This is a genomic window from Streptomyces sp. NPDC004111, assembly GCF_042874215.1.
Lineage (GTDB): Bacteria > Actinomycetota > Actinomycetes > Streptomycetales > Streptomycetaceae > Streptomyces.
Genome location: NZ_JBIAMU010000019.1, coordinates 39374 through 62388 on the forward strand (window position 1 = coordinate 39374; position 23015 = coordinate 62388).

Consider the following 23015-nt stretch of genomic DNA (forward strand, 5'->3'; position numbering starts at 1 on the left):
CCCGCTTCACCCTTCGGCTTGCCGGTAAACGATGGTGGTGCTGCCCACGACGATCCGCGAGCCGTCGCGGAGCGTAGCGCGGGTGGTGTGCTGCCCGTCCACCACGATCCCGTTGGTGGACCCGAGGTCCTCGATCGTCGAGGGCGTTCCGGTGCGGATCTCGCAGTGCCGGCGCGAGACGCCGGGGTCGTCGATCCGTACGTCGGCTTCGGTGCTGCGGCCCATCACGAGGGTGGGACGGGAGATCTGGTGGCGGTTGCCGTTGATCTCGATCCAGCGTCTGGTCTGGGTGCCGGGCAGCGGGCCGGGGCCCCCTCCGGGTGCGCGGCGGTCGGCCGCCGCCCCGGGGCGCGGGGGGCCACCGGGGCTTCCGGGCGGGGCCTGGGGCATGGGCGGTGCGCCCGTGGACGGCGAGGGCGGGTAGCCGTATCCGCCGCCACGGGGGGCGGAGGGGGCACCGGGCCCGGGGTCCGGGGCGGCGACCTGCGACGTGCTTGAGGCGAGCGTGCGGCTGCGTACCCGGTAGAGGCCCGTGTCGAGGTCCTCCGCCTTCTCCAGGTGGACCTTGATGGGTCCCATGAAGGTGTACCGCTGCTGCTTCGCGTAGTCGCGGACCAGACCGGAGAGCTCGTCGCCCAGCTGACCGGAGTACGGGCTGAGGCGCTCGTAGTCCGGGGTGCTGAGTTCGACGATGAAGTCATTGGGGACGACGGTCCGTTCGCGGTTCCAGATCGTCGCGTTGTTGTCGCACTCGCGCTGCAGGGCGCCGGCGATCTCGACGGGCTGGACCTCGGACTTGAAGACCTTGGCGAAGGTGCCGTTCACCATGCCTTCGAGCTTTTGCTCGAAACGCTTCAGGACTCCCATGGGGCACCTCCTCCGTCGTTGTCGTCCTGGTACTGCTTACTGATCGTATCCACGCGCCGGGAAAACGGCTGGTTCCCCTTGTCCGCCCAGTCCATGAGTGTCACCCCTCACAAGGGATCGTAGAGGTGGCTTCCTGACAGTGTCCCGTACGCGTCCCCCTCCCTTGAGGAGTGGGTGGTGGAGGCGGACGTTCCACTCCCGGGTCCCCGCAAACTATGCGTGTGAATCCACCCCGGCCAGCGTGCTAATCTTCTTCTTGTCGCCAGCCGGTCGCACAAACCAGTGCGGCAAATCGAACGACATCACTCATGCGCGAGTGGCGGAACGGCAGACGCGCTGGCTTCAGGTGCCAGTGTCCTTAGGGACGTGGGGGTTCAAATCCCCCCTCGCGCACTTCAGAGAATTCGGGTCTCACCGTGAAGACGGTGGGGCCCGTTTCTGTATGTCCGTTTGCTGTTCGTTGTGTGTGCCGTGCTGCTTCGTGGCGCGGTGCTGTGGTCGGAGGCGGTTGTGGGGCGGTCGGGTCTGTTCGGTGTCGGTGCGGTCGTACTGACGGTGCTGGCAGCGGCGCAGCAGGTGATGCTGGCCGTCGGGCTCGGAGGCTGGCTGCCCGGGTGGCAGCCGTGGCCCTATCTGCTGCTCGCCGCGGTGCTGTGGCTGCTGGCGAAGCCCTGGTGGCTGGAGAACGGGCCGCGCGGCGAAGGAGTTCCCGCCGCCGGGGTTCTCGGTGCGTCCGGTTTCTGGACGCGTACGGAGATGTGGCTACGGCGGATCCCGGTGTGGGTGTACGTCGTCGTGGTGCTGGCCATGGTCACCTGTGCGTGGGCCTGGCTCCAGGACTTCGAGCCGTACCTCGGCCATGAGGAAGCGGTCTACGCGAACAAGGCGAGGTTCTGGCTGGACGGGACGCCGGACGCGGGCTGGGGCGTCTACCGGCCGGTCGGACTGCCCGCCCTGGGCACGGTCGCGCTGTGGATGTCCGGCTACGAGGGGTACGCCTCCGGCGGTGGCACCGGGGCACTGAGGGCCGTGGCCCTGGTCCTGGCGCTGGTGATGCTCGGCACCACTTATCTCGTGGCACGCGCGTGGACGACCCCGCGACGGGCCGTGGTGGTGGTCCTGGTGCTGCTCAGCGGACTGGGATTCCTGCGCCGGGTGCCGGAGTACCTCAATGACATCGGCTCCACGGCCCTCCTGCTGATCGTGGTCTTCCTCCTGGTCAGGGCGGTGGAGAAGGCCGGTACGAAGGCAGGTGGGCGGGCGCTGCTGCTCGTGCCCTTCGTGGTGCTGGCCGCCTTCTACCTGCGCTACGGAGTGGTGGGAAACCTCCTGGCGGTCGCCCTGGCGGGCGTCTTCGCCTACGGGCCGCGGGCCTGGCTGGCGCTCGGCTGGCGGCTGTGGGCGGCGGTCGCGGTGATCGCCGTCGGACTCGTACCGCACTTCCTTTATGCCGTGGAACGCACCGGTAAACCCCTCGGGATGATCCTGTCGGCGACTTCGCAGGCGAACCGGGAGTACGTGGGCGACGGGCTGGTCTATTACCTGAGCGTCTTCCCGTACCGGCTGGCCGGGGATCTGGGCGCGGTGGTGATGGCGGCCGGGGTGTGCGCCGCCTTCGCTGCCTGGCGGCGGGTGCGCGGGGCCGGGCGGCAGGCCGCGGGTGCGGCGGATTCCGGGACTCCGGCCAAAGCCGCGGGGCTCGTGGAGGACCGGCGCAGGGTTTTCCTGGGCTCTGCGGCGCTGATGGTGTTCGTGGTGCTGGGGGTGGCGACGGACGGGGAGCCCCGCTTCGTCTACCTGCCGGTGACGCTGCTCACCGTTCTCGGCGTCCAGGCTGTGGCGGAGCTCACGCGCGCGTGGGCGCCCCGGGTGCTCACCGTGGTGGCCGCGCTGGCCGGTCTGACGGTGCTCGGCACGGCCCAAGTGGTGGCGCACGGGGCGATGCCGGGGCCCACCTCGCTCGGTGCCTCGACGGTGCCGGTCGCGCGGGCGCTGGCCGCACAGGCCGGGGAGCGGTGCCTGATCGTCACCGGGTACGAGCCGGAGTTCGGCTGGTACTCCGGGTGCGACGCGGTGACGTACCGGCAGTACGGACAACTGCGCGCCGGGGGAGAGAAGTTGGCCCCGGGCACGCGCGTGAGCTTCGTACGGTTCGAGAAGGGACGGCTGCAGCCGGACGCGGCGGAGGTGCGCCGGCTGATCGGCGGTCGCGACGCGAAGCTGCTGCGGATGCCGGCGGTGGACGGCGGCTCCGTGGGGGCGGCGACGGTGTGGAGCGTGCGGCTCTAGGGAGTTGGGGCCTGGTCTGGGGCTGTCGGTGCCCCTGGGGTGTCGGCTCAGGGGGCTGTGGGCCTCGGAGGGCCCCTGGGGCTGCGGGGTCGGGTCAGGGCTCAGGTGCCGCTGCTGTCGTTGTAGCGCAGCAGGTACGAGGCGAAGCGGGCCAGGTCGTCCTCGCTCCAGGCGGCGAGCCGCTCCTGGTACGCGGCGTGCCTGCTGGCGTGGGTCGCGGTGAGGGTGGCGGCGCCCGCTTCGGTGGGGTGCAGGACCTGGACGCGGTGGTCGGCGGGGTCGGGGCGGCGCTCGACCAGACCGAGCTTCTCCAGGGCGGTGAGCTGTCTGCTGACCGTGGACTTGTCGAGCATGTAGTGGGCCGCGAGGTCGGTCGCGCGGCAGCCCTGCTGGTCGTGGATGTGCGCGAGAAGCGTGTACGAGACCAGGGGCAGGTCCGGGTGGAGCCGGGCGGCGGTGGCGCGGGCCCGGCGGGCGAAGGCGGTCAGCTCGCGCTCGATGGTGTCGACGGCCGACGTGCGCCGTGGGTTCTGCGTGGTCATTGGGGTGGTTTGCCCTCCGCTTGATTAGTTGTAGAGTACATTCATCAAGGTGGTTGTAATTGCCAACCACTATGCCTGTGTGTGCTGGAGTCTGTTGATGTCTGCGTCCCCCCTGAACCGGAGCGGTACGGGAGCGGCCCTGCGCCACGTCCTCGGCCACCTCGTCACTCCGCTCCTGATGTGCGTCGGCATGGGGCTGGCCTACCTCGGCGCCTTCCACGCCCCCGAGCCGCACCAACTGCGGGTGGACGTCGTCGGATCCGGGCCGAGCGCCCAGGTCCTGGCGCAGACGCTGCACGACAAGGGCGCGGGCGCGCTCGACGTGCGTACGGTCGCCGACCGCGAGGAAGCGCGCTCGCAGCTGAGGGACCGGGAGATCTACGGGGCCTACGTGCCGGGCGCGAAGCCCGAGCTGATGGTGGCCACCGCCGGTTCGGACACGACCGCCACGGTCGTCGAGAAGGTCTTCACCGGGCTGGCCGCCGAACAGGGTGCGCCGCTCGCGGTGACGGATGTGGCACCGGTGGCGAAGGGCGACCCGACGGGGCAGGGCCTGTTCTTCCTGCTCGTCGCGCTCAGCATCGGTTCGTACGCCTCGGTCGCGGTGATCGGCGGCGCCGGTGCGGTGCTGCCGCTGCGGCTCAGGGCGCTGCTCGCGGTGGGGATGTCGCTGGTGGTGAGCGCGATCGGCGCGGTCTTCGCGGGGCCGCTCTTCCACCTGGTGGACCAGGGTCTCGCCGGGGTGTGGGCGATGTCGTGGCTCTACTCGGCGGGCATCCTGCTGATCGGTGTCGGGCTGCACACCTTCCTCAAGCGGTGGACGACGCTGGGGGTGATGGTGCTGTTCGTGATGCTGAACTTCACCAGTTCCGGCGGCATTTTCAGGCCCGAGCTCCAGTCCGGCTTCTTCGCCGCGCTGCACTCCTTCTGGAACGGGGCCGGCTTCATCGAGGGCGCACGCGGCCATGTGTACTTCGACGGGAACGGGGTGGGGCGCAGCGTGCTCGTGCTCACGCTGTGGTTCGTGGCGGGCCTGGCCGTGATGGGGGTCGCGGGGCTGAGTGAGGCGGCGGGGCGGCGCAGGGCGGATTCGACGGTTCCGGCGGGGCGGTCGGCGGCGGTGGGGTCCGCGGAGCCGGTGGGGTCCGCCGAGTCGGGGCGGTCGGCGAAGTCCGTGGAGTCCGAGTCCGAGTCCGAGTCCGTGGAGGAGGAGATGGAGGAAGCGGTCGGCGTGTGAGCCGGATGCGAACGAAAGTGACGTAGTGGGAGTGGTGGGAGCGGCCTCGGACCAGGTCCGGGGCCGTTCTTCATACTTTTCCCGGGTTGTCCACAGGTGGCTGAGATGGCTGAGGGACAACGGCGCTACGGTCATGGGGAGTTGATTTCACGGCAGCCTCGAACCGCCGCCGCCGAGCTACGGGCGAGGTGCGCGCGAGGCATGGACGAGGTACGGAACGGGGGTGGCGGCACGTGATGAGCGAGGCCGGTTACGGAGCGGGGACGGCCGGGCGGATTCCGGTGGTCGAGGGGTTCGCGCCGCGTGCGGCGGGAGCAGGGCGGCCGAGCGCGGGCAAGGCGGTCGGGAAGGCGCTGCGCGACCGGGTGCCGCGCTCGGCCCACCGGGAGCTGACGCTCGACGAGGGGCGGCCGGACGCGGTGCGTGCGGTGGAGGAGTCGAACCGGGGCCGGGTCGCCTCGCTCACACCGATACGGGTGGGCCGGATGGCGGCCGGTCCGTTCTCCTTCCTGCGCGGTGCGGCCGGGCTGATGGCGCACGACCTGGCGGGCGGGCCGGTCACGGGGATAGCCGCCCAGCTGTGCGGCGACGCGCACGCGGCGAACTTCGGTCTCTACGGGGATGCCAGGGGTCGGCTGGTCATCGACCTCAACGACTTCGACGAGACGGTGGTCGGGCCGTGGGAGTGGGACGTGAAGCGGCTCGCGGCCTCGCTGGTGCTGGCGGGGCGTGAGGCGGGGGCCGACGAGGACACCTGTCGGCAGGGGGCGTTCGACGCCGTCGGCGCCTACCGCCGGACGATGCGGCTGATGGCGAAGCTGCCCGCGGCCGATGCGTGGAACGCGATCGCCGACGAGGAACTGGTCTCCCACACCGACGCCCGCGACCTCCTGGGCACGCTGGAGCGCGTGTCGGAGAAGGCGCGCAAGAACACCAGTGCCCGGTTCGCCGCCCGCTCCACGGAGGAGGCCGAGGACGGCAGCCGCCGGTTCGTGGACGCACCGCCGGTGCTGCGCCGGGTGCCGGACGCGGAGGCGGCGGCAGTGGCCGCCGCGCTCGGCGAGTACCTGGGGACGGTCGCCGAGGACCGGCTGCCGCTGCTCGCCCGGTACGCGATACACGACGTGGCGTTCCGGGTGGTCGGCACCGGCAGCGTCGGCACCAGGTCGTACGTGGTGCTGCTGCTCGACCACCGCGGCGAACCGCTGGTGCTCCAGGTCAAGGAGGCGCGGGCCTCCGCCCTGGCCCCGTACCTGCCGAAGGCGGGCTTCGGGATACCGGAGCCGGTGCACGAGGGCCGGCGGGTGGTGCTGGGGCAGAAGCGGATGCAGGTGGTCAGCGACATCTTGCTCGGCTGGTGCACCGTGGACGGACTTCCCTTCCAGGTAAGGCAGTTCAGGAACAGGAAGGGGAGTGTGGACCCGGCGGCGCTCGCCGCCGATCAGGTCGACGACTACGGGCGGATGACGGGTGCGCTGCTGGCCCGTGCGCACGCGCACAGCGCCGACCCGCGGACCGTCGCCGGCTACCTGGGGAAGAACGAGGAGTTCGACGAGGCGGTCGCCGGTTTCGCGGTGGCGTACGCGGACCGTACGGAGGCGGACCACGGGGTGCTGGTGGAGGCGATCAGGAGCGGGAGGATCGCGGCGGAGCTGGGGGTGTAGGAGCGGCGGGCGCGTCCGCCGCAGGTAGGCGGGCCGCCTTCCTCGGTGGGGTCGGCGGGTTGCGTTCCCGGCGGGTCCGGCAGGGGGTTGTTCCCCGCAGGTCCGGCACGGGTGCTCGCCGCGGGTCCGGCACGGTGCGGGTTCGCCGTGCCGGGGCGGGGGACGGCGCCTTCGGCGGGGGCGGGACCGTAGGCTGGACGAGTGACTCAGGATGCCGCCGGGGGACCGGTTACCCCCAACGAAGATGTGCAGACCGCTGAGGGTGCGGGCGACGCACGGCCCGAGGCGCGCCTGGAAAGGGCGGTGGGGGCGGCCGAGCAGGCGTTGATCGAGTTCGAGATCGCGGTGGACACCTTCCGGATCGAGGTCGAGAACTTCTCCCGGCTGCACCACCAGAAGCTCGGCCCGATGTACACGCGGCTGGACGAGCTGGATGCCCAGATCGCCGAGGCGCGGGCCCGGCGGACCGGGGACCCGAAGGACCTGGCCAAGGCGCAGGAGGCGCGGGCGCTGGTCATGCCGATGCCCGGTGTGGAGGAGCTGTTCCACGACTGGATGGACTCCGACGGGCTCTCGCCGGAGGCCGCCGCGATGCTGACCGAGCAGCCGGTCCGGCCGCCGGAGCGGGTGCGGCCCAGCGAGGAGGCCCGCAAGCTGTACCGCGACCTCGCCCGCAAGGCGCATCCCGACCTGGCGCGGGAGGAGGGCGAGCAGCGGCGGCGCGAGGAGTTCATCAGCCGGGTCAACGCCGCGTACGCGCGGGGTGACGAGAAGCTGCTGATCGAGCTCGCCGAGGAGTGGGCGGCGGGCCCGGTGCCCGAGGTGCGGCTCAGTGAGAGCGAGGAGCTGTACGCGCGGCTGGAGTGGCTCTCGCAGCGCAAGGAACTGCTGACGATCGTCGCGCGCGACCTGGAGGACAGCGCCATCGGGTCGATGCTGCGGATGGCGCCGGACGACCCGGACCGGCTGCTGGACGAGATCGCCGAGCAGTTGCTCGCCCAGGTCTCCGAGCGTGAGGCCGAACTGGCCCAGTGGGTGCAGTAGCGTTCCCAGGCGGTCGTGGTGCCCCGGTCCGAGGTACCCGATCGCGGCCGGAGCGGCCGGACGCCGGTGGGGCCGGCGTGAGTGATCTGTCTGTGCTTGTACGAGAGAAGGCTTGACCCATGAATTTCGCCTCCATGCCCTCGGTGGACGTCGCGTCGGTACCGGCCGACGGCCTGGTGCTGGACGTCCGGGAGGCCGACGAGTGGGCGGCCGGCCATGTCGAGGGTGCGCTGCACGTGCCGATGAGCGACTTCGTCGCCCGGTTCGGTGAGGTCACCGAGGCCGTGGCGGAGGGCCGCCGCGCCCATGTGATGTGCCGGGTCGGCGGCCGGTCCGCGCAGGTCACGCAGTACCTCGTGCAGCAGGGCATCGACGCGGTGAACATCGAGGGCGGGATGCTCGCCTGGGACGGCGCCGGACGGCCGATGGTGGCCGACGGCGACGCCCCGGCGTTCGTGCTCTGACCCACGGGCCCTAGTTGAGGGGGTGGGCGGCCAGGAGGTCGCCCAGGGTCTCCTCGTGGGCGGCGGCCGGGCCGAGGCTGAGTTCCAGCTGTTTGGCCCAGGCGTGGTAGCGGTGCAGCGGGTAGTCGGTGTCCGCGCCGAACCCGCCGTGCAGGTGCTGTGCCGTCTGCACCGTGCGGCGGACGCCGTCGGAGGCCCAGATCTTGGCCACCGCCACGTCTCCGGCGAGGGGCAGCGCCCCGTTCGCTTCCGTGCCCAGGCGCCATGCGGCCTGCCACAGGGTGGCCTCCATGGCGCGCAGGTCGATGTACCGGTCGGCCGCCTGGACGGCGACCGCCTGGAACGTGGCGACGGGGAAGCCGAACTGTTCGCGCCGCGAGGTGTACTCGGCGGACATGGTCAGCACCTTTTCCCCCAGGCCGAGGGCCTGTGCGCAGGTGCCGACGGTGAGCAGGGCGCGCAGCCTTTCCGATGCCTCCCCGTCGGTGATGACCTCGTGGGGCTGTGCGGTGACGGAGTCGAGGGTGACCTCGGCGAGGAGTTCGCCGCTGGTGGAGTACTGGTCGGCGTGCGTGAGGCCGGTGCGGTCGCGGGGGACAAGGGCCAGGACGGTGCGGCCGTCTCCCGTCCTGGCCGGGATCGCGATCAGGTCCGCGTGCTGTGCCCACGGCACTGCTGTCTGTACGCCCTCCAGCACCCAGCTTCCGCCGGCCGCCCCGGTGTCGGTGCCGTCCGTCATGTGCCTTGCGGTGACGGCCAGTTCGGCCGGGTCGTGGCCGGTGCGGCCGTTGGCTCCGGCGGTCAGGACCAGTTCGCCGCGCCCCACCGCGGGCAGTACCGCCTGCGCCAGTTCCTTGTCGCCGTAGCGCTGCACGGTCAGGGCGACCGCGCTCGTCTCCAGGAGCGGCACCCGGGCGAGTACCTTCGCGGACTCCCGCAGGACCAGACACAGCGCCACCGGGTCCAGCCCCGCCCCGCCGTGCTCCGGTGAGAGCAGCAGGCTCAGCAGGTCGGCGGAGGCGAGCTTCGCCCACAGCGGGCGGTCGAAGTCGTCGGCCACCGCGCCCCTGGTGAGCGCGGGGCTGGGCACCGCGTCCGGTGCCACTCCGGAGAAGACGGCCCGCGCCGCCTCCGTGGCCGCCTGCTGCTCCTCGGTGAAGGTGAAGTCCACTGCCCTGCCCTCCCGTTGCCGTGCCCGCGGTCGTACCGCACAGATATCTGACGGTGCGTCAAGATAGAACACGTTCTACGGGAAGGGAATGGCAGGGGCGGTGCTCGTGGGACGGCACTCCTGGCGGCGCACCGCCTCAGCGGTCGAAGTCCAGCTCCACTTCCCCGGTGGCCGGGTGGGACTGGCAGGCCAGTACGTAACCCGCCTCGGTCTCCTCCGCCTCCAGCGCGTAGTTGCGCTCCATCCGCACCTCACCGCGCACCAGGAACGCCCGGCACGTCCCGCACACCCCGCCCTTGCAGGCGTACGGCGCGTCCGCGCGGGCCCGCAGCACCGTCTCCAGGAGCGATTCGCCGTCCTGCACGGGCCAGGTCCCGGACCGTCCGTCGAGCGTCGCGGTCAGGGTGCCGCCCACGGCGGCCGGCACCGTCGCCGCGGGAGCCCCGGCGGCAGGGGTGTCGTCGACGTGGAAGATCTCCTCGTGGATGCGGTCCCGGGAGACCTCCAGACCCCGCAGCGCCCGCTCGGCGCCCTGGACCAGGCCGAGCGGCCCGCACAGGTACCAGCCGTCGATCTCCGACACCGGCAGCAGCGCGGGCAGCAGCTGGGTCAGCCGCTCCTCGTCGAGGCGCCCGGACGGCAGCCCCGATTGCTGCTCCTCCCGGGACAACGCCGTGACCAGCTGGAACCTGCCCGGGAAGCGGTCCTTGAGGTCGGCGATCTCCTCCAGGAACATCGTAGAGGCGGCCGTCCGGTCGCTGCGGATCAGGCAGAACCTGGCGCCCGGCCGCCGGGCCAGCAGCGTCGTCGCGATGGACAGCACCGGGGTGATCCCGCTGCCGCCGACGACCGCCGCGAAGTAGCCGTCGCGCGGCTCCAGGGTGAACCGGCCCATCGGGGGCATCGCCTCGACGGTGTCCCCGACCAGCAGCTCCTTGATCGCGTACGTGGAGTAGGCGCCGCCGTCGACCAGCCGGATGCCTACCCGCAGCACCGGTTCCCCGGGGGCCTCGACGGCGGGCGCGCAGATCGAGTACGTACGCCGGATCTCCTGCCCGTCCACGATCCGCCGCAGTGCCAGGTGCTGGCCCGGTACGTGCCGGAAGGTCTCGCGCAGCTCGGGCGGCACGGCGAGGGTGACGGCCACCGCATCGTCCGTGAGCCGCTCGATGCCTTGGACCCGGAGCGGGTGGAACGGCATCTACAACTCCTTGAAGTGGTCGAAGGGTTCGCGGCAGGAGACGCAGCGGCGCAGCGCCTTGCACGCGGTGGAGGAGAAGCGGCTGAGCAGCTCGGTGTCGATGGAGCCGCAGTGCGGGCAGCGGATGGCCAGCGACAGCGGTATCGGTTCGCTCGCCACCTCGCGGGTGGTGCGCGGCGGCGCGATCCCGAACTCGGCCAGCTTGCGCCGTCCTTCGGCGCTGATGTCGTCCGTCGACCAGGCCGGTGAGAGCACCGTGCGCACGGAGACCTCGGCCATGCCGCCGCTGTCGTGCAGTATCCGTTCGATGTCGCAGGACATGGCCTCGATCGCCGGGCAGCCGGTGTACGTCGGGGTCAGCTCGACCTCGACCCTGCCGGGTCCGGGGACGTGTACCGAGCGCAGCACCCCCAGCTCCGCGAGGGTGAGTACGGGAAGTTCCGGGTCCGGCACCGAACCCGCGAGCCGGCGGAGCTCCTCCTCCAGCGGGGTCGGCCCGGCCGCCGGGGTGCCGGTCACCATGTCGCCCCCGGGTGGCTGCGATGCAGATGCTGCATCTCGGCGATCATGCGCCCGAAGGACTCGGTGTGCAGTCCCTGCCGCCCGGCGCCCGCGGCCCACGCCCCGGTGCGCGGCCCTTCGGGCACGGTCAGTGTCGCCCGCTCCAGCACACCGGTCACCGAGGCCAGCCAGTCCGCTTCCAGGGCCTTCCAGTCGAACTCTTCCAGGCCCTCGACCCGCTGGAACGGCTCGCCGGTGAAGCGCCACAGCGCGTCTACGGCGCCCTGCATCCTGCGGTGGCTCTCCTCGGTGCCGTCGCCCAGCCGCAGGGTCCACTGCTCGGCGTGGTCGCGGTGGTACGCCGTCTCCTTGACCGCCTTCGCGGCGAGCGGGGCGAACTCGCTCCCGCCCTCGGCGAGCCGGCCGTGCAGCAGGTGCTGGTAGGTGGAGAAGTAGAGCTGCCGGGCGATGGTGTGGGCGAAGTCGCCGTTCGGCTGCTCCACGAGCTGGAGGTTGCGGAAGGCCCGCTCCTCGCGGAGGTAGGCCAGTTCGTCCTCGTCTCCGACGAGGGAGAGCAGGATGCGGGCCTGCCCGAGGAGGTCCAGCGCGATGTTGGCCAGCGCGACCTCCTCCTCCAGGACGGGGGCGTGGCCCGCCCACTCCCCCAGCCGGTGGGAGAGGACCAGCGCGTCGTCGCCGAGGGCGAGGGCGGCGGGGTGCGTCGAGGGTGCCGTGGTCACAGGTGCTTCACCCCGTCCGGGATCTCGTAGAAGGTGGGATGCCGGTAGGGCTTGTCACCGGCCGGCTCGAAGAAGGAGTCCTTCTCGTCCGGCGAGGATGCGGTGATCTCGGCGGACGGCACCACCCAGATCGAGACACCCTCCGACCTGCGGGTGTAGAGGTCGCGGGCGTTGCGCAGGGCCATTTCCGCGTCCGGGGCGTGCAGGCTGCCGGCGTGCGTGTGGGACAGTCCGCGGCGCGAGCGCACGAACACCTCCCACAGCGGCCAGTCGTGGTGCGAAGCCGTGCCGGTCATGCTGCCGTCCCCCTCGTGTTCTCCGCGCTCGTACGGCGTGTGCCGCTCGCGCTGTGCTTGTCCGCGTACGCCGCGGCGGCGTCGCGCACCCAGGCGCCCTCGTCGTGTGCCCGGCGGCGCTGGGTGATCCGCTGCTCGTTGCAGGGGCCGTTGCCCTTGAGCACGTCCCAGAACTCGGCCCAGTCGATGGCGCCGAAGTCGTGGTGCCCGCGCTCCTCGTTCCACCGCAGGTCGGGGTCGGGGAGGGTGAGACCCAGGGACTCGGCCTGCGGGACGGCGATGTCGACGAAGCGCTGGCGCAGCTCGTCGTTGGAGTGGCGCTTGATCTTCCACTCCATGGACTGGGCGGAGTGCGAGGACTCGTCGTCGGGCGGGCCGAACATCATCAGGGACGGCCACCACCACCGGTTCACCGCGTCCTGTGCCATCGCGTGCTGCTCGGGAGTGCCGTTCGACAGCGCGAGCAGGGACTCGTACCCCTGGCGCTGGTGGAAGGACTCCTCCTTGCAGATGCGGACCATGGCGCGGGCGTAGGGCCCGTAGGAGCAGCGGCAGATCGGGACCTGGTTGGTGATGGCGGCGCCGTCCACCAGCCAGCCGATCGCACCGACGTCGGCCCAGGTCAGGGTCGGGTAGTTGAAGATCGACGAGTACTTCTGGCGGCCGGAGTGGAGCTTGTCGAGCAGTTCTTCGCGGCTGGTGCCGAGCGTCTCGGCGGCACTGTAGAGGTACAGGCCGTGGCCCGCCTCGTCCTGCACCTTCGCCATCAGGATCGCCTTGCGGCGCAGGGAGGGGGCACGGGTGATCCAGTTCGCCTCCGGCTGCATGCCGATGATCTCGGAGTGCGCGTGCTGGGCGATCTGCCGGACCAGGGAGGCACGGTAGGCGTCCGGCATCCAGTCCCGCGGTTCGATGCGCTCCTCGGCGGCGACCGCGGTGTTGAACGCCGCTTCGTTGGCCGCTTCGGTCGCGGCTTCCGTCCCGGGCGGAGTCTGCCCTGCCGTCACTGTCGTCATCCTGGCCCCCTGTGCCACCTACCGACCGATCGTTCGGTTCAATGGCTTCAATGGTGGGGCGGCGGCCCGTAGGGTGTCAACCTCTGTGGATAACTGGCCGACACGTGCTGATCGGGGCGGGATGGATTCGTACGACGAAAAGGCCGGGACCGGCCCCGTCACCAGCGACGGAGCGGTGCCCGCCGATTCGGCCGAAGCCTCGGAGAAGACCGGAATCGCCGGCCTCTCCTTCCGCTCCCGGGTCGTCGCGGCGCTCGCGCTCGCGCTCATCGGGGTCACCGCTCTGGTCCACCTCGGCATGGTCTTCCTGCACGTCAGCCCGTCCAACACGGTGAGCAAACAGAACGCGCGGGCGATCGACGCCTGGATCAATCCCGAGTTCGAGCAGAACTGGAAGCTCTTCGCGCCCAACCCGCTCCAGCAGAACGTCGCCGTTCAGGCCCGCGCCCAGATCCGCACCAAGAGCGGCCAGTGGCGCACCACCGAGTGGATCGACCTGACCGCACGGGACGCGGCCGAGATCCGCGGCAGCCTGCTGCCCAGCCACACCGTCCAGAACGAACTGCGCCGCGGCTGGGACTTCTACCTCGGCTGGCACGACGAGAAGAACCGGTCCCTCGGTATGCGCGGCGACCTTTCCGAGCGCTACATACGGCGCATCGTGCTGGACCGCATGTCCGAGCTCGACATGGGCGGCGCCGTCGTCCGCATCCAGGTGCGCTCGCGCACGACCGTGGTGAAGCCCCCGCCGTGGAGCACGGAGAAGGTCGCCACCACGCCCTCGTACCGGTTGCTGCCCTGGTGGACGGTGACACCGGCCGACCTCACGAAGGACGCCGAAGAGGCAGGGGTGACCAAGTGAGCACGCAGAATCCCGCGACCGCCCCGGCCCCCGCGTCGGCACCGACCCCTGCGGCCACGCCCAAGAAACGCTTCCGCGGTCTCGACCGCAAGCTCCTCGGCAGCCTGCGGCGGGGCGTCCAGCGCGTCACCTCGGCAGCCCTCGGCCCGTACCAGACCGCCATCATCCGCATCGGCTTCTCCGGGACCTGGCTGCTCTTCCTGCTGCGCGAGCTCCCGCACCGTCACGAGCTGTACGGGCCCCGGGGCCCGTGGGGCTGGGACATGGCGCAGCAGATCGTCACCGACAACAAGGCGTTCAGCGTCCTGATGTGGTCGGACAGCGCCTTCTGGTTCGAGTTCGTGTACGTCGTGTCGATGGCGGCCTGTGTCCTGCTGATGCTCGGCTGGCGCACCCGGACCATGTCCGTCCTGTTCATGATCGGCGTGCTGTCGCTCCAGAACCGCAGCGTCTTCATGGGCGACGGCGGCGACAACGTCATCCACCTGATGGCGATGTACCTGGTGCTGACCCGCTGCGCCCAGGTGTGGTCGCTGGACGCCCGCCGGGTGCGGGCCGCGGGCGGGGCGGTCGCCGCGGTCGTACGGGACCGGGTGGGCCCCGCACTGTGGACGGTGCTCGGCGTCGCCCTCGCGGCGGTCACCTTCGCCGACGTGATGAGCTGGGGCTGGCTGCTGGTCTTCTGGACGCTGCTGCTGGCCCACGCCCTCTGGTGGGCGGTGTGCCGGTACGCGGACGGCGAGCCGAGGCTCCTGCTGGACGTCCTGACGAACCTCCTGCACAACGCGGCACTGCTCGTCATCATGGCCGAGGTCTGCTTCGTCTACGCGACGGCCGGCTGGTACAAGGTGCAGGGCTCGCGCTGGCAGGACGGCACCGCGATCTACTACCCGCTGCACCTCGACTACTTCACCCCCTGGCCGGGCCTCTCCGGGCTGCTCGCGACGAGTGGGGTGATGGTGATGCTGGTGACGTACGGAACGGTGATCGTGCAGGTCGCGTTCCCGTTCACGCTGTTCAACCGGCGCGTGAAGAACGTGCTGCTGGCGCTCATGATCGTGGAACACGCGAGCATCGCCGTGCTTCTCGGGCTGCCGTTCTTCTCGCTGGCGATGATCGCCGCGGACGCGGTGTTCCTGCCGACGGTCTTCCTCGTGTGGCTGGGCGGACGCGTCACACGGCTGCGGGACAAGGTGCTGGGGTCCCCGGCGGACAAGGCGGTGCGGCAGCGCCGTACGGACCCGGAGGAACAGCCCCGTACGCTCGTGGGGTGAGCAGCGAGAACACCACAGACGCCGAGCCGGACGGCGACGAGCCGACGCAGTACGACGAGGGCTTCGGCACCGCGATCGGTGTCGGGCCGCACCCCGAGCCGTGGCCGGAGGGCGAGCGGTACGACCCGGAGCTGCTCGCGCACGGCGACCGCCGCAATGTGGTGGACCCCTACCGCTACTGGACGCGTGAGGCGATCGTCGCCGATCTGGACACCCGGCGGCACGACTTCCATGTGGCCGTCGAGAACTGGGGCCACGATTTCAACATCGGGTCGGTGGTGCGGACGGCGAACGCTTTCCTCGCCAAGGAGATCCACATCGTGGGCCGCCGCCGCTGGAACCGGCGCGGGGCCATGGTCACCGACCGCTACCAGCACGTCCGCCACCATCCCGACACCGAGTCGCTGACCGCGTGGGCGGTGGCCGAGGACGTACCGATCATCGGCATCGACAACCTTCCCGGTGCGGTGCCCCTGGAGCGGACGGTGCTGCCGAAGCGGTGTGTGCTGCTGTTCGGGCAGGAGGGGCCGGGGCTGACCGAAGAGGCGCGCAAGCACGCGTCGATGGTCTGCTCGATCGCCCAGTTCGGTTCGACCCGGTCGATCAACGCGGGCGCCGCGGCGGCCATCGCGATGCACGCGTGGGTGCAGCGGTACGCGGAGATCTCGTAGCGCGTTGCCGTGTTTCACGTGAAACGTCGCGTCGTCGGCGGGGCGTCGTCGGCCGGTGGACGGTGTGCTCCGCTCGGGGCGTCGTGTTTCACGTGAAACGAGGAATGCCGTGACCCGGCTTGGGGGGCTCGGGGCACGGCATTCGTTCTCGGGGTCGTGCGTCGGGGGTCAGGCCTGGCGGCGAACCTCCACCGTCCGGAAGCGGTTGGCGACGAACGCGGCGTCGCAGAGGGCGGCGTTGGCCGCAGGGTTGCCGCCGGAGCCGTGGAAGTCGGAGAAGGCGGCGGTCTGGTTCACATAGACCCCGCCCGTCAGGTTGAGGGAGAGCTGCGCGGACTCCTCCAGGCAGACCTCCTCGACGGCCCGCTCCACCTCGGGAGAGGTGGTGTACGCGCCGACCGTCATCGCACCCTTCTCGCGGACGGTGCGGCGCAGCAGGGCGAGGGCGTCGTCCGTGGAGTCGACGGCGACGGCGAAGGAGACCGGGCCGAAGCACTCGGACATGTAGGCCGCCTCGGCGTCCGGCTTGGCGCCGTCCAGCTTGACCATGACGGGGGTGCGGACCGTCGCGTCCGGGAAGTCGGGGTTGCTGATCTCCCGGCTGGCCAGGGCTACTTCGCCCAGCCCGGCCGCGGTCTCCAGGCGGGCCTTCACGTCCGGGTTCACCAGCGCGCCGAGCAGCGCGTTCGCGCGGGCGTCGTCGCCGAGCAGACCGCCCACCGACTTCGCGAGGTCCTCGACGACCTCGTGGTACGACTTGGGCCCGGCGTCCGTGCCGATGCCGTCGCGCGGGATCAGCAGGTTCTGCGGGGTGGTGCACATCTGGCCGCTGTACAGCGACAGCGAGAAGGCCAGGTTGGAGAGCATGCCCTTGTAGTCGTCGGTGGAGTCGACGACGACCGTGTTGACGCCGGCCTTCTCCGTGTAGACCTGCGCCTGACGGGCGTTGGCCTCCAGCCAGTCTCCGAAGGCAGTCGAACCCGTGTAGTCGATGATCTTGACCTCGGGGCGGGTGGCCAGAGTCTTGGCGATGCCCTCGCCCGGCCGCTCGGCGGTCAGGGCGACCAGGTTCGGATCGAATCCCGCCTCGGACAGCACCTCACGGGCCGTCTTCACCGTCATGGCGAGCGGCAGCACGGCGCGCGGGTGCGGCTTGACCAGCACCGGGTTGCCGGTGGCCAGCGAGGCGAAGAGGCCCGGGTAGCCGTTCCAGGTGGGGAAGGTGTTGCAGCCGATCAGCAGGGCGATGCCGCGCGGCACCGACGTGAACGACTTCGACAGGTTGAGCGGGTCGCGCTTGCCCTGCGGCTTGGACCAGTCTGCGGTGCCGGGGACCCGGGTCTGCTCCGCATAGGCGTACGCCACCGCCTCCAGACCGCGGTCCTGGGCGTGCGGACCGCCCGCCTGGAGCGCCATCATGAACGCCTGCCCGCTGGTGTGCATCACCGCGTGCGCGAACTCGTGCGTACGGGCGCTGATCCTGGCCAGGATCTCCAGACAGACCACGGCGCGCGCCTCCGGGCCCGCGTCCCGCCAGGCGGCCATGCCCGTGCGCATCGCGGGCAGCAGCACGTCGATGTCGGCGTGCGGGTAGGAGATCCCCAGCTCGGGGCCGTAGGGCGACACCTCGCCGCCCTCGGCGGCCGAGCCGCCCACCCAGGCGTCGGTGCCGGGCTGGTCGCCCAGGTCGAAGCGGGTGTTCTTCAGCGCCTCGAACGCGGCGAGGCCGTCCGCCGCCGCGCTCTCCCCGTACGCCTTCGGGTGCTCGGGGTGCGGCGACCAGTACTCACGGGTGCGGACCGCGTCGAGGGCCTTCTCCAGTGTGGGCCGGTGGGCCTCGGTCAGCTCTGTCAGTTTCCGGGACGACTGCATTGCGGCGGACCAACTCCTCGACGGGCGAAGGCGGGCGGAAAGAGGCGGACAGAAGTTAGAGTAACCGAACGATCGGTCGGGACAAGGGGGCCGACGTAAAGCCCTGCACATCTCGTCCGGGAGGATTGGCCGTATGACAGCAATCGAGCGCGACCGCACCGTCGCCGTCGTCGGCGCAGGCACCATGGGCCAGGGCATCGCCCAGGTCGCCCTCATGGCGGGGCACCCCGTGCTCCTCTTCGACGTGGACGCCGAGCGCACCACGGCGGCGGACAGCGCCGTACGCGCGCGCGTGGAGCGACTGGTCGAGAAGGGCCGCCTCGACGCCGGGGAGGCGCGGGAAGCGCTGGAGCGGCTGCGCCCCGCGCACGACCTGCGCGACCTGTCCGGGGCGGCGCTCGTCGTCGAGGCGATCGTGGAACAACTGCCGGTCAAGCAGCAGTTGTTCCGCTCCCTGGAGGAGCTGGTCGCCACCGACTGCCTGCTCGCCACGAACACCTCCTCGCTCTCCGTCACGGCCATCGCCGGAGGGCTCCGCCACCCCGGCCGGTTCGTCGGTATGCACTTCTTCAACCCGGCTCCGCTGCTGCCCCTCGTCGAGGTCGTCAGCGGCTTCGCCACGGACGAGGACGCGGCCACGCGCGCGTACGACACGGTGCTCGGCTGGGGGAAGACGCCGGTGCGCTGCGCGGACACCCCGGGCTTCCTGGTCAACCGGATCGCCCGCCCCTTCTACGCCGAGGCCTTCGCGGTCTACGAGGAGCAGGCCGCCGACCCGGCCACCATCGACGCCGTGCTGCGCGAGTCCGGCGGCTTCCGGATGGGCCCGTTCGAGCTGACCGACCTGATCGGCCAGGACGTCAACGAGGCGGTCTCGCGGTCCGTCTGGGAGGCCTTCCACCAGAGCCCCAAGTTCGTGCCCTCGCTGCCGCAGCGCCGGCTGGTCGAGTCGGGGCGGCTCGGCAGGAAGACGGGGCACGGCTGGTTCCCGTACGCGGAGGGGACCGAGCGGCCCGCGCCGCACACGGCCGCTCCGGAGGCCGCGCCCGCGCAGATCACCGTCGCCGGGGACTTCGGCCCGGCCGCCGAGGTGGTCGTGATGCTGGAGGAGACGGACGGGATCGAGGTGAAGAAGGTGTCCGCCGACGGCGCGTACATCGGGCTGCCCGGCGGCGGACAGCTGTCCCTCGTCGACGGCAACACCTCCGTCGAGTACAGCGACGTCGTCTATTTCGACCTGGCGCTCGACTACCGGGCGGCCACCCGGATCGCCCTCTCCGCCTCCGACGACGTGTCCGAGGAGACCCTCAAGGAGGCCGTCGGGCTCTTCCAGGCGCTCGGCAAGGACGTCAGTGTCATCGGCGACATGCCCGGCATGATCGTCGGCCGGACGGTCGCCATGCTCGTCGACCTGGCCCTGGACGCGGTCGCGAAGGGCGTCGCCACCCCCGAGGACATCGACACCGCGATGCGGCTGGGCGTCAACTACCCGCGCGGTCCACTGGAATGGGGCCGCGACCTCACCGGCGACTGGTCCTTCGACCTGCTCACCGCGCTGCACGCACGCTGCCCCACCGGCCGTTACGCACCCTCCCTGGCGCACTACCGGCAGGGGTACGCAGAGCAGGAGTCCACCTCATGACCACCACGGAGCGCACCGGCGGGGACCGTACGGGCGCCGCCGGCAAGCGGGACACGTACACCCCCGAGACGCTGCTCGCCGTGGCGGTGCGGGTCTTCAACGAGCGCGGTTACGACGGCACGTCGATGGAGCACCTCTCCAAGGCCGCCGGAATCTCCAAGTCCTCGATCTACCACCACGTCTCCGGCAAGGAGGAGCTGCTGCGGCGCGCGGTCAGCCGGGCACTGGACGGGCTGTTCGCCATCCTGGAGGAACCGCGGGCGCAGCGCGGGCGGGCCGTCGAGCGGGTCGAGTACGTCACCCGGCGCACCGTCGAGGTGCTGATGGCGGAGCTGCCGTATGTGACCCTGCTGCTGCGGGTGCGCGGCAACACGCAGACCGAACGGTGGGCGCTGGAGCGGCGCCGCGAGTTCGACCAGCGGGTCGCGGACCTGCTGAAGGCCGCCGCCGCGGACGGGGACCTGCGGGCGGACGTGGACATCCGGCTGGCCACCCGACTGCTCTTCGGCATGATTAACTCGCTGGTCGAGTGGTACCGGCCGCACCCGGACGGCGCGGCGGACCAGGACCAGCTGGTGGACACCCTGGTGCGGATGGCCTTCGACGGGCTGCGCACCGGCTGAGAGGCGCGGCGCCTCGGCTGAGAGGCGCGGTTCCGGGGACCGCGCGGGCTGCGGGCGGGCGGCCGGGGCCGCCGACCGGAGCTGATCCGGCAGGCGTCCCGGTCCGGCGGGCCCGGTGTCTCAACCGGTGGGACCGGCGTCCCGCTCCTGCGGATCCAGGTCCGTCTCCTCGAAGACCAGCAGGGTGCGGGTGCTGAGCACCTCCGGTATGGCCTGGATCTTCGTCAGGACCAGCTCGCGCAGCGTTCTGTTGTCCGGGGTGTGGACCAGCAGCAGGACGTCGAAGTCCCCGCTGACCAGCGCGATGTGGGCGGCGCCGGGAAGCGCCTGGAGTTCCTCGCGGACCGTCCGCCAGGAGTTCTGGACGATTTTCAGGGTGATGTACGCGGAGGCGCCCTGACCTGCCCTTTCGTGGTCCACTCGGGCGCTGAAGCCACGGATCACGCCGTCGTCGATGAGCCGGTTGATCCGCGCGTAGGCGTTGGCCCGCGAAACGTGGACGCGCTCGGCGACCGACCGTATCGAGGCGCGGCCGTCCGTCTGGAGCATGCGCAGGATGTCCTGGTCGATGGCGTCCAGCGGCCTCGCCGGGGGCGTTGGCCTGTGGACATCTTCGGGATTCCCGCGAAAACCGTCACCCGATCCGGCCATTTGTTCAGCTGGCATGCGTCCTCGCCTCCCCCTCATGGACGTCCTGTTCCCATCCCAGGCCCCGAAGAACCGTTTGTCCACAGGGTGGGGCCGCCTGTAGCCAAACTGCATCCACGACCGAACAATCGGTAGGTGAGACGCGCCACATCTCGGGTTCGAGACCGGGCGCTCCCGCCGGCCGCCATGCGCGCCTGTGTACCGCTCCCAGAGGAGGTGTTCGTCGTGACGATTCAAGAGATGCCGGGCAGCACGGCCTACCGGCCGAGCCCGCCGCCGGCCTGGAAGCCCCGCACCGACCCCGCCCCGCTGCTGCCCGACCCCGAGCCGTACCGGGTCCTCGGCACCGAGGCCGCGGCCGGAATCGACCCCGCCCTGATGCGCAGGCTCTACACGGAGCTGGTGCGCGGCCGGAGGTACAACGCGCAGGCCACCGCCCTCACCCGGCAGGGCAGGCTCGCCGTCTACCCCTCCAGCACCGGCCAGGAGGCCTGTGAGGTGGCCGCAGCGCTGGCGCTGAAGGACCAGGACTGGCTCTTCCCCTCGTACCGGGACACCCTCGCCGCGGTCGCGCGGGGCCTGGACCCCGTGCAGGCGCTGACGCTGCTGCGCGGTGACTGGCACACCGGATACGACCCGCGCGAGGTGCGGATCGCGCCGCTCTCCACCCCGCTGGCGACCCAGCTGCCGCACGCGGTGGGGCTGGCGCACGCAGCCCGCCTGAAGGGCGACGACGTGGTCGCGCTGGCGCTGGTGGGCGACGGCGGCACCAGCGAGGGCGACTTCCACGAGGCGTTGAACTTCGCCGCGGTCTGGCAGGCCCCGGTCGTCTTCCTCGTGCAGAACAACGGCTTCGCGATCTCCGTACCGCTGGCCAAGCAGACCGCTGCCCCCTCGCTCGCCCACAAGGCCGTCGGCTACGGAATGCCCGGCCGGCTGGTCGACGGGAACGACGCGGCGGCCATGCACGAAGTGCTGTCCGAGGCGGTGGAGCGGGCCCGGCGCGGCGGCGGCCCCACGCTGATCGAGGCCGTGACGTACCGGATGGAAGCCCATACGAACGCCGACGACGCCACCCGCTACCGGGGCGACGCCGAGGTGGAGGCCTGGCGCGACCACGACCCGATCGTCCTGCTGGAGCGCGAGCTGACCGAGCGCGGGCTGCTGGACGACGAGGGCATACGCGAGGCCAGGGACGCCGCCGAGACGATGGCGGCCGACCTGCGGGCGCGGATGAACGCGGACGCGGTGCTCGACCCGATGGACCTGTTCACCCATGTGTACGCGGAGCGGACAGCGCAGCTCAGGGAGCAGGAGACCCGGCTGCGGGCCGAGCTGGACGCCGAGGCGGAGAACGAAGCGGAAGGTGCGGGGCGATGACCACCGTGGCCGAGAAGAAGACGGCGGCGAAACCCGCCAGCATGGCCCAGGCCCTCCAGCGGGCCCTGCGCGACGCGATGGCCGAGGACCCGTCGGTACACGTCATGGGCGAGGACGTCGGCGCGCTCGGCGGCGTCTTCAGGATCACCGACGGCCTGGCCAAGGAGTTCGGCGAGGACCGCTGCACGGACACGCCGCTCGCCGAGGCCGGCATCCTCGGGGCGGCCGTCGGCATGGCGATGTACGGGCTGCGGCCGGTCGTCGAGATGCAGTTCGACGCCTTCGCCTACCCGGCGTTCGAGCAGCTCGTCAGCCATGTCGCCAAGATGCGCAACCGCACGCGCGGCACCCTCGCGATGCCGCTGACCATCCGGATCCCGTACGGCGGCGGCATCGGCGGCGTCGAGCACCACAGCGACTCCTCCGAGGCGTACTACATGGCGACCCCCGGCCTGCACGTCGTCACCCCGGCGACCGTGGAGGACGCCTACGGGATGCTGCGCGAGGCCATCGCCTCCGACGACCCGGTGGTCTTCCTGGAGCCCAAGCGGCTGTACTGGTCGAAGGCCGACTGGTCGCCGGACGCCCCGGCCGCCGTCGCACCGATAGGCAAGGCCGTCGTACGGCGCCCCGGCCGGAGCGCCACCCTGATCACCTACGGCCCCTCGCTGCCGGTGTGCCTGGAGGCCGCCGAGGCGGCCACGGCCGAGGGCTGGGACCTGGAGGTCGTGGACCTGCGCTCGCTGGTCCCGTTCGACGACGAGACGGTGGCCGCTTCGGTACGGCGCACCGGGCGGGCGGTCGTCGTCCACGAGTCCACCGGCTTCGGCGGACCCGGCGGCGAGATCGCCGCGCGCGTCACGGAGCGCTGCTTCCACCACCTGGAGGCTCCGGTGCTGCGGGTCGCCGGGCTCGACATCCCCTATCCGCCGCCGATGCTGGAACGCCACCACCTGCCGGGTGTCGACCGGGTGCTGGACGCGGTCGCGCGACTCCAGTGGGAGGCGTGAG

Annotated in this window: 22 protein-coding genes and 1 tRNA gene; 13 read left to right on the forward strand and 10 right to left on the reverse strand. The window is 71.3% G+C overall.

The annotated features are described in order from the left end of the window. Positions 1 to 6: 6 nt before the first annotated feature. Positions 7 to 867: an FhaA domain-containing protein gene (locus ACFYVL_RS32060; protein ID WP_389251103.1), complete on the reverse strand. Its 861-nt coding sequence runs from the start codon at positions 865 to 867 to the stop codon at positions 7 to 9. Between the two features lie 310 nt (positions 868 to 1177). On the opposite strand from ACFYVL_RS32060, the gene ACFYVL_RS32065 reads away from it, so the two are divergent. After that, positions 1178 to 1260: transfer RNA gene (locus ACFYVL_RS32065), tRNA-Leu, on the forward strand. A gap of 78 nt (positions 1261 to 1338) precedes the next feature. After that, complete coding sequence (locus tag ACFYVL_RS32070; protein ID WP_389251105.1) at positions 1339 to 3156, forward strand: glycosyltransferase; 1818 nt, start codon at positions 1339 to 1341, stop codon at positions 3154 to 3156. A gap of 101 nt (positions 3157 to 3257) precedes the next feature. Here the strand turns inward: ACFYVL_RS32070 and ACFYVL_RS32075 are convergent, their stop codons facing one another. After that, positions 3258 to 3698, reverse strand: coding sequence for a MarR family winged helix-turn-helix transcriptional regulator (locus ACFYVL_RS32075; protein WP_389251107.1), 441 nt, complete (start codon positions 3696 to 3698; stop codon positions 3258 to 3260). A gap of 97 nt (positions 3699 to 3795) precedes the next feature. Here ACFYVL_RS32075 and ACFYVL_RS32080 point away from each other — a divergent pair, with 97 nt between their 5' ends. From ACFYVL_RS32080 to ACFYVL_RS32095, 4 genes are all read left to right on the forward strand, one after another. Next, positions 3796 to 4935, forward strand: coding sequence for a hypothetical protein (locus ACFYVL_RS32080; RefSeq protein ID WP_389251109.1), 1140 nt, complete (start codon positions 3796 to 3798; stop codon positions 4933 to 4935). A gap of 236 nt (positions 4936 to 5171) precedes the next feature. Continuing rightward, a complete protein-coding gene (locus ACFYVL_RS32085) occupies positions 5172 to 6599 on the forward strand; it encodes a DUF2252 domain-containing protein (RefSeq protein ID WP_389251110.1) in 1428 nt (475 codons plus the stop codon). Positions 6600 to 6800: 201 nt separating this feature from the next. Continuing rightward, complete coding sequence (locus tag ACFYVL_RS32090; protein ID WP_389251112.1) at positions 6801 to 7643, forward strand: hypothetical protein; 843 nt, start codon at positions 6801 to 6803, stop codon at positions 7641 to 7643. Positions 7644 to 7762: 119 nt separating this feature from the next. Further along, positions 7763 to 8107, forward strand: a complete 345-nt coding sequence (locus ACFYVL_RS32095) for a rhodanese-like domain-containing protein (RefSeq protein ID WP_389251114.1) — start codon at positions 7763 to 7765, stop codon at positions 8105 to 8107. Positions 8108 to 8117: 10 nt separating this feature from the next. Here ACFYVL_RS32095 and ACFYVL_RS32100 read toward each other — a convergent pair whose 3' ends face one another. The 6 genes from ACFYVL_RS32100 to paaA form a co-directional block, all read right to left on the reverse strand. Beyond that, entirely contained in the window at positions 8118 to 9278 is a 1161-nt protein-coding gene (locus ACFYVL_RS32100; RefSeq protein ID WP_389251116.1) for an acyl-CoA dehydrogenase family protein, read from the reverse strand. A 136-nt stretch (positions 9279 to 9414) separates the two neighbouring features. After that, complete coding sequence (locus tag ACFYVL_RS32105; RefSeq protein ID WP_389251118.1) at positions 9415 to 10479, reverse strand: 2Fe-2S iron-sulfur cluster-binding protein; 1065 nt, start codon at positions 10477 to 10479, stop codon at positions 9415 to 9417. Beyond that, positions 10480 to 11001, reverse strand: a complete 522-nt coding sequence (gene paaD / locus ACFYVL_RS32110; protein WP_389251119.1) for a 1,2-phenylacetyl-CoA epoxidase subunit PaaD — start codon at positions 10999 to 11001, stop codon at positions 10480 to 10482. Next, positions 10995 to 11720 (reverse strand): 1,2-phenylacetyl-CoA epoxidase subunit PaaC, encoded by a 726-nt coding sequence (paaC, locus tag ACFYVL_RS32115; RefSeq protein WP_389251120.1) that lies wholly within the window; start codon positions 11718 to 11720, stop codon positions 10995 to 10997. Before paaC ends, paaD begins: the two co-directional genes overlap by 7 nt. Beyond that, positions 11717 to 12016, reverse strand: a complete 300-nt coding sequence (gene paaB, locus ACFYVL_RS32120; protein ID WP_389251122.1) for a 1,2-phenylacetyl-CoA epoxidase subunit PaaB — start codon at positions 12014 to 12016, stop codon at positions 11717 to 11719. Before paaB ends, paaC begins: the two co-directional genes overlap by 4 nt. Further along, on the reverse strand, positions 12013 to 13032 hold the full coding sequence (gene paaA / locus ACFYVL_RS32125; protein WP_389251124.1) for a 1,2-phenylacetyl-CoA epoxidase subunit PaaA: 1020 nt from the start codon (positions 13030 to 13032) through the stop codon (positions 12013 to 12015). Before paaA ends, paaB begins: the two co-directional genes overlap by 4 nt. A 121-nt stretch (positions 13033 to 13153) precedes the next feature. Between paaA and ACFYVL_RS32130 the strand changes: the two genes are divergently transcribed. The 3 genes from ACFYVL_RS32130 to ACFYVL_RS32140 are packed head-to-tail and all read left to right on the forward strand — an operon-like array spanning position 13154 to position 15839. Then, positions 13154 to 13894 (forward strand): DUF5819 family protein, encoded by a 741-nt coding sequence (locus ACFYVL_RS32130; protein ID WP_389251126.1) that lies wholly within the window; start codon positions 13154 to 13156, stop codon positions 13892 to 13894. Beyond that, on the forward strand, positions 13891 to 15168 hold the full coding sequence (locus ACFYVL_RS32135; protein WP_389251128.1) for an HTTM domain-containing protein: 1278 nt from the start codon (positions 13891 to 13893) through the stop codon (positions 15166 to 15168). The genes ACFYVL_RS32130 and ACFYVL_RS32135 overlap by 4 nt, the downstream gene beginning before the upstream one ends. Further along, complete coding sequence (locus ACFYVL_RS32140; RefSeq protein ID WP_389251130.1) at positions 15165 to 15839, forward strand: TrmH family RNA methyltransferase; 675 nt, start codon at positions 15165 to 15167, stop codon at positions 15837 to 15839. Before ACFYVL_RS32135 ends, ACFYVL_RS32140 begins: the two co-directional genes overlap by 4 nt. Positions 15840 to 16007: 168 nt before the next feature. On the opposite strand, the gene paaN is transcribed toward ACFYVL_RS32140, so the two are convergent. After that, positions 16008 to 17711: a phenylacetic acid degradation protein PaaN gene (paaN, locus tag ACFYVL_RS32145; protein WP_389251132.1), complete on the reverse strand. Its 1704-nt coding sequence runs from the start codon at positions 17709 to 17711 to the stop codon at positions 16008 to 16010. 133 nt (positions 17712 to 17844) lie between these two features. Here paaN and ACFYVL_RS32150 point away from each other — a divergent pair, with 133 nt between their 5' ends. Both ACFYVL_RS32150 and ACFYVL_RS32155 read left to right on the forward strand, forming a co-directional pair. Beyond that, positions 17845 to 19353, forward strand: a complete 1509-nt coding sequence (locus ACFYVL_RS32150; protein ID WP_389251134.1) for a 3-hydroxyacyl-CoA dehydrogenase — start codon at positions 17845 to 17847, stop codon at positions 19351 to 19353. Then, complete coding sequence (locus ACFYVL_RS32155; RefSeq protein ID WP_389251136.1) at positions 19350 to 19976, forward strand: TetR/AcrR family transcriptional regulator; 627 nt, start codon at positions 19350 to 19352, stop codon at positions 19974 to 19976. Before ACFYVL_RS32150 ends, ACFYVL_RS32155 begins: the two co-directional genes overlap by 4 nt. 120 nt (positions 19977 to 20096) lie before the next feature. Here ACFYVL_RS32155 and ACFYVL_RS32160 read toward each other — a convergent pair whose 3' ends face one another. After that, positions 20097 to 20627, reverse strand: coding sequence for an Lrp/AsnC family transcriptional regulator (locus ACFYVL_RS32160; protein ID WP_389251420.1), 531 nt, complete (start codon positions 20625 to 20627; stop codon positions 20097 to 20099). A 222-nt stretch (positions 20628 to 20849) separates the two neighbouring features. Here ACFYVL_RS32160 and pdhA point away from each other — a divergent pair, with 222 nt between their 5' ends. Together pdhA and ACFYVL_RS32170 are read left to right on the forward strand one after the other, a co-directional pair. Further along, positions 20850 to 22004 (forward strand): pyruvate dehydrogenase (acetyl-transferring) E1 component subunit alpha, encoded by a 1155-nt coding sequence (gene pdhA / locus ACFYVL_RS32165; RefSeq protein WP_389251138.1) that lies wholly within the window; start codon positions 20850 to 20852, stop codon positions 22002 to 22004. Beyond that, the gene (locus ACFYVL_RS32170; RefSeq protein ID WP_389251140.1) at positions 22001 to 23014 is read left to right on the forward strand and encodes an alpha-ketoacid dehydrogenase subunit beta; all 1014 of its coding nucleotides are present in this window, start codon (positions 22001 to 22003) and stop codon (positions 23012 to 23014) included. The genes pdhA and ACFYVL_RS32170 overlap by 4 nt, the downstream gene beginning before the upstream one ends. Position 23015 lies beyond the last annotated feature (1 nt).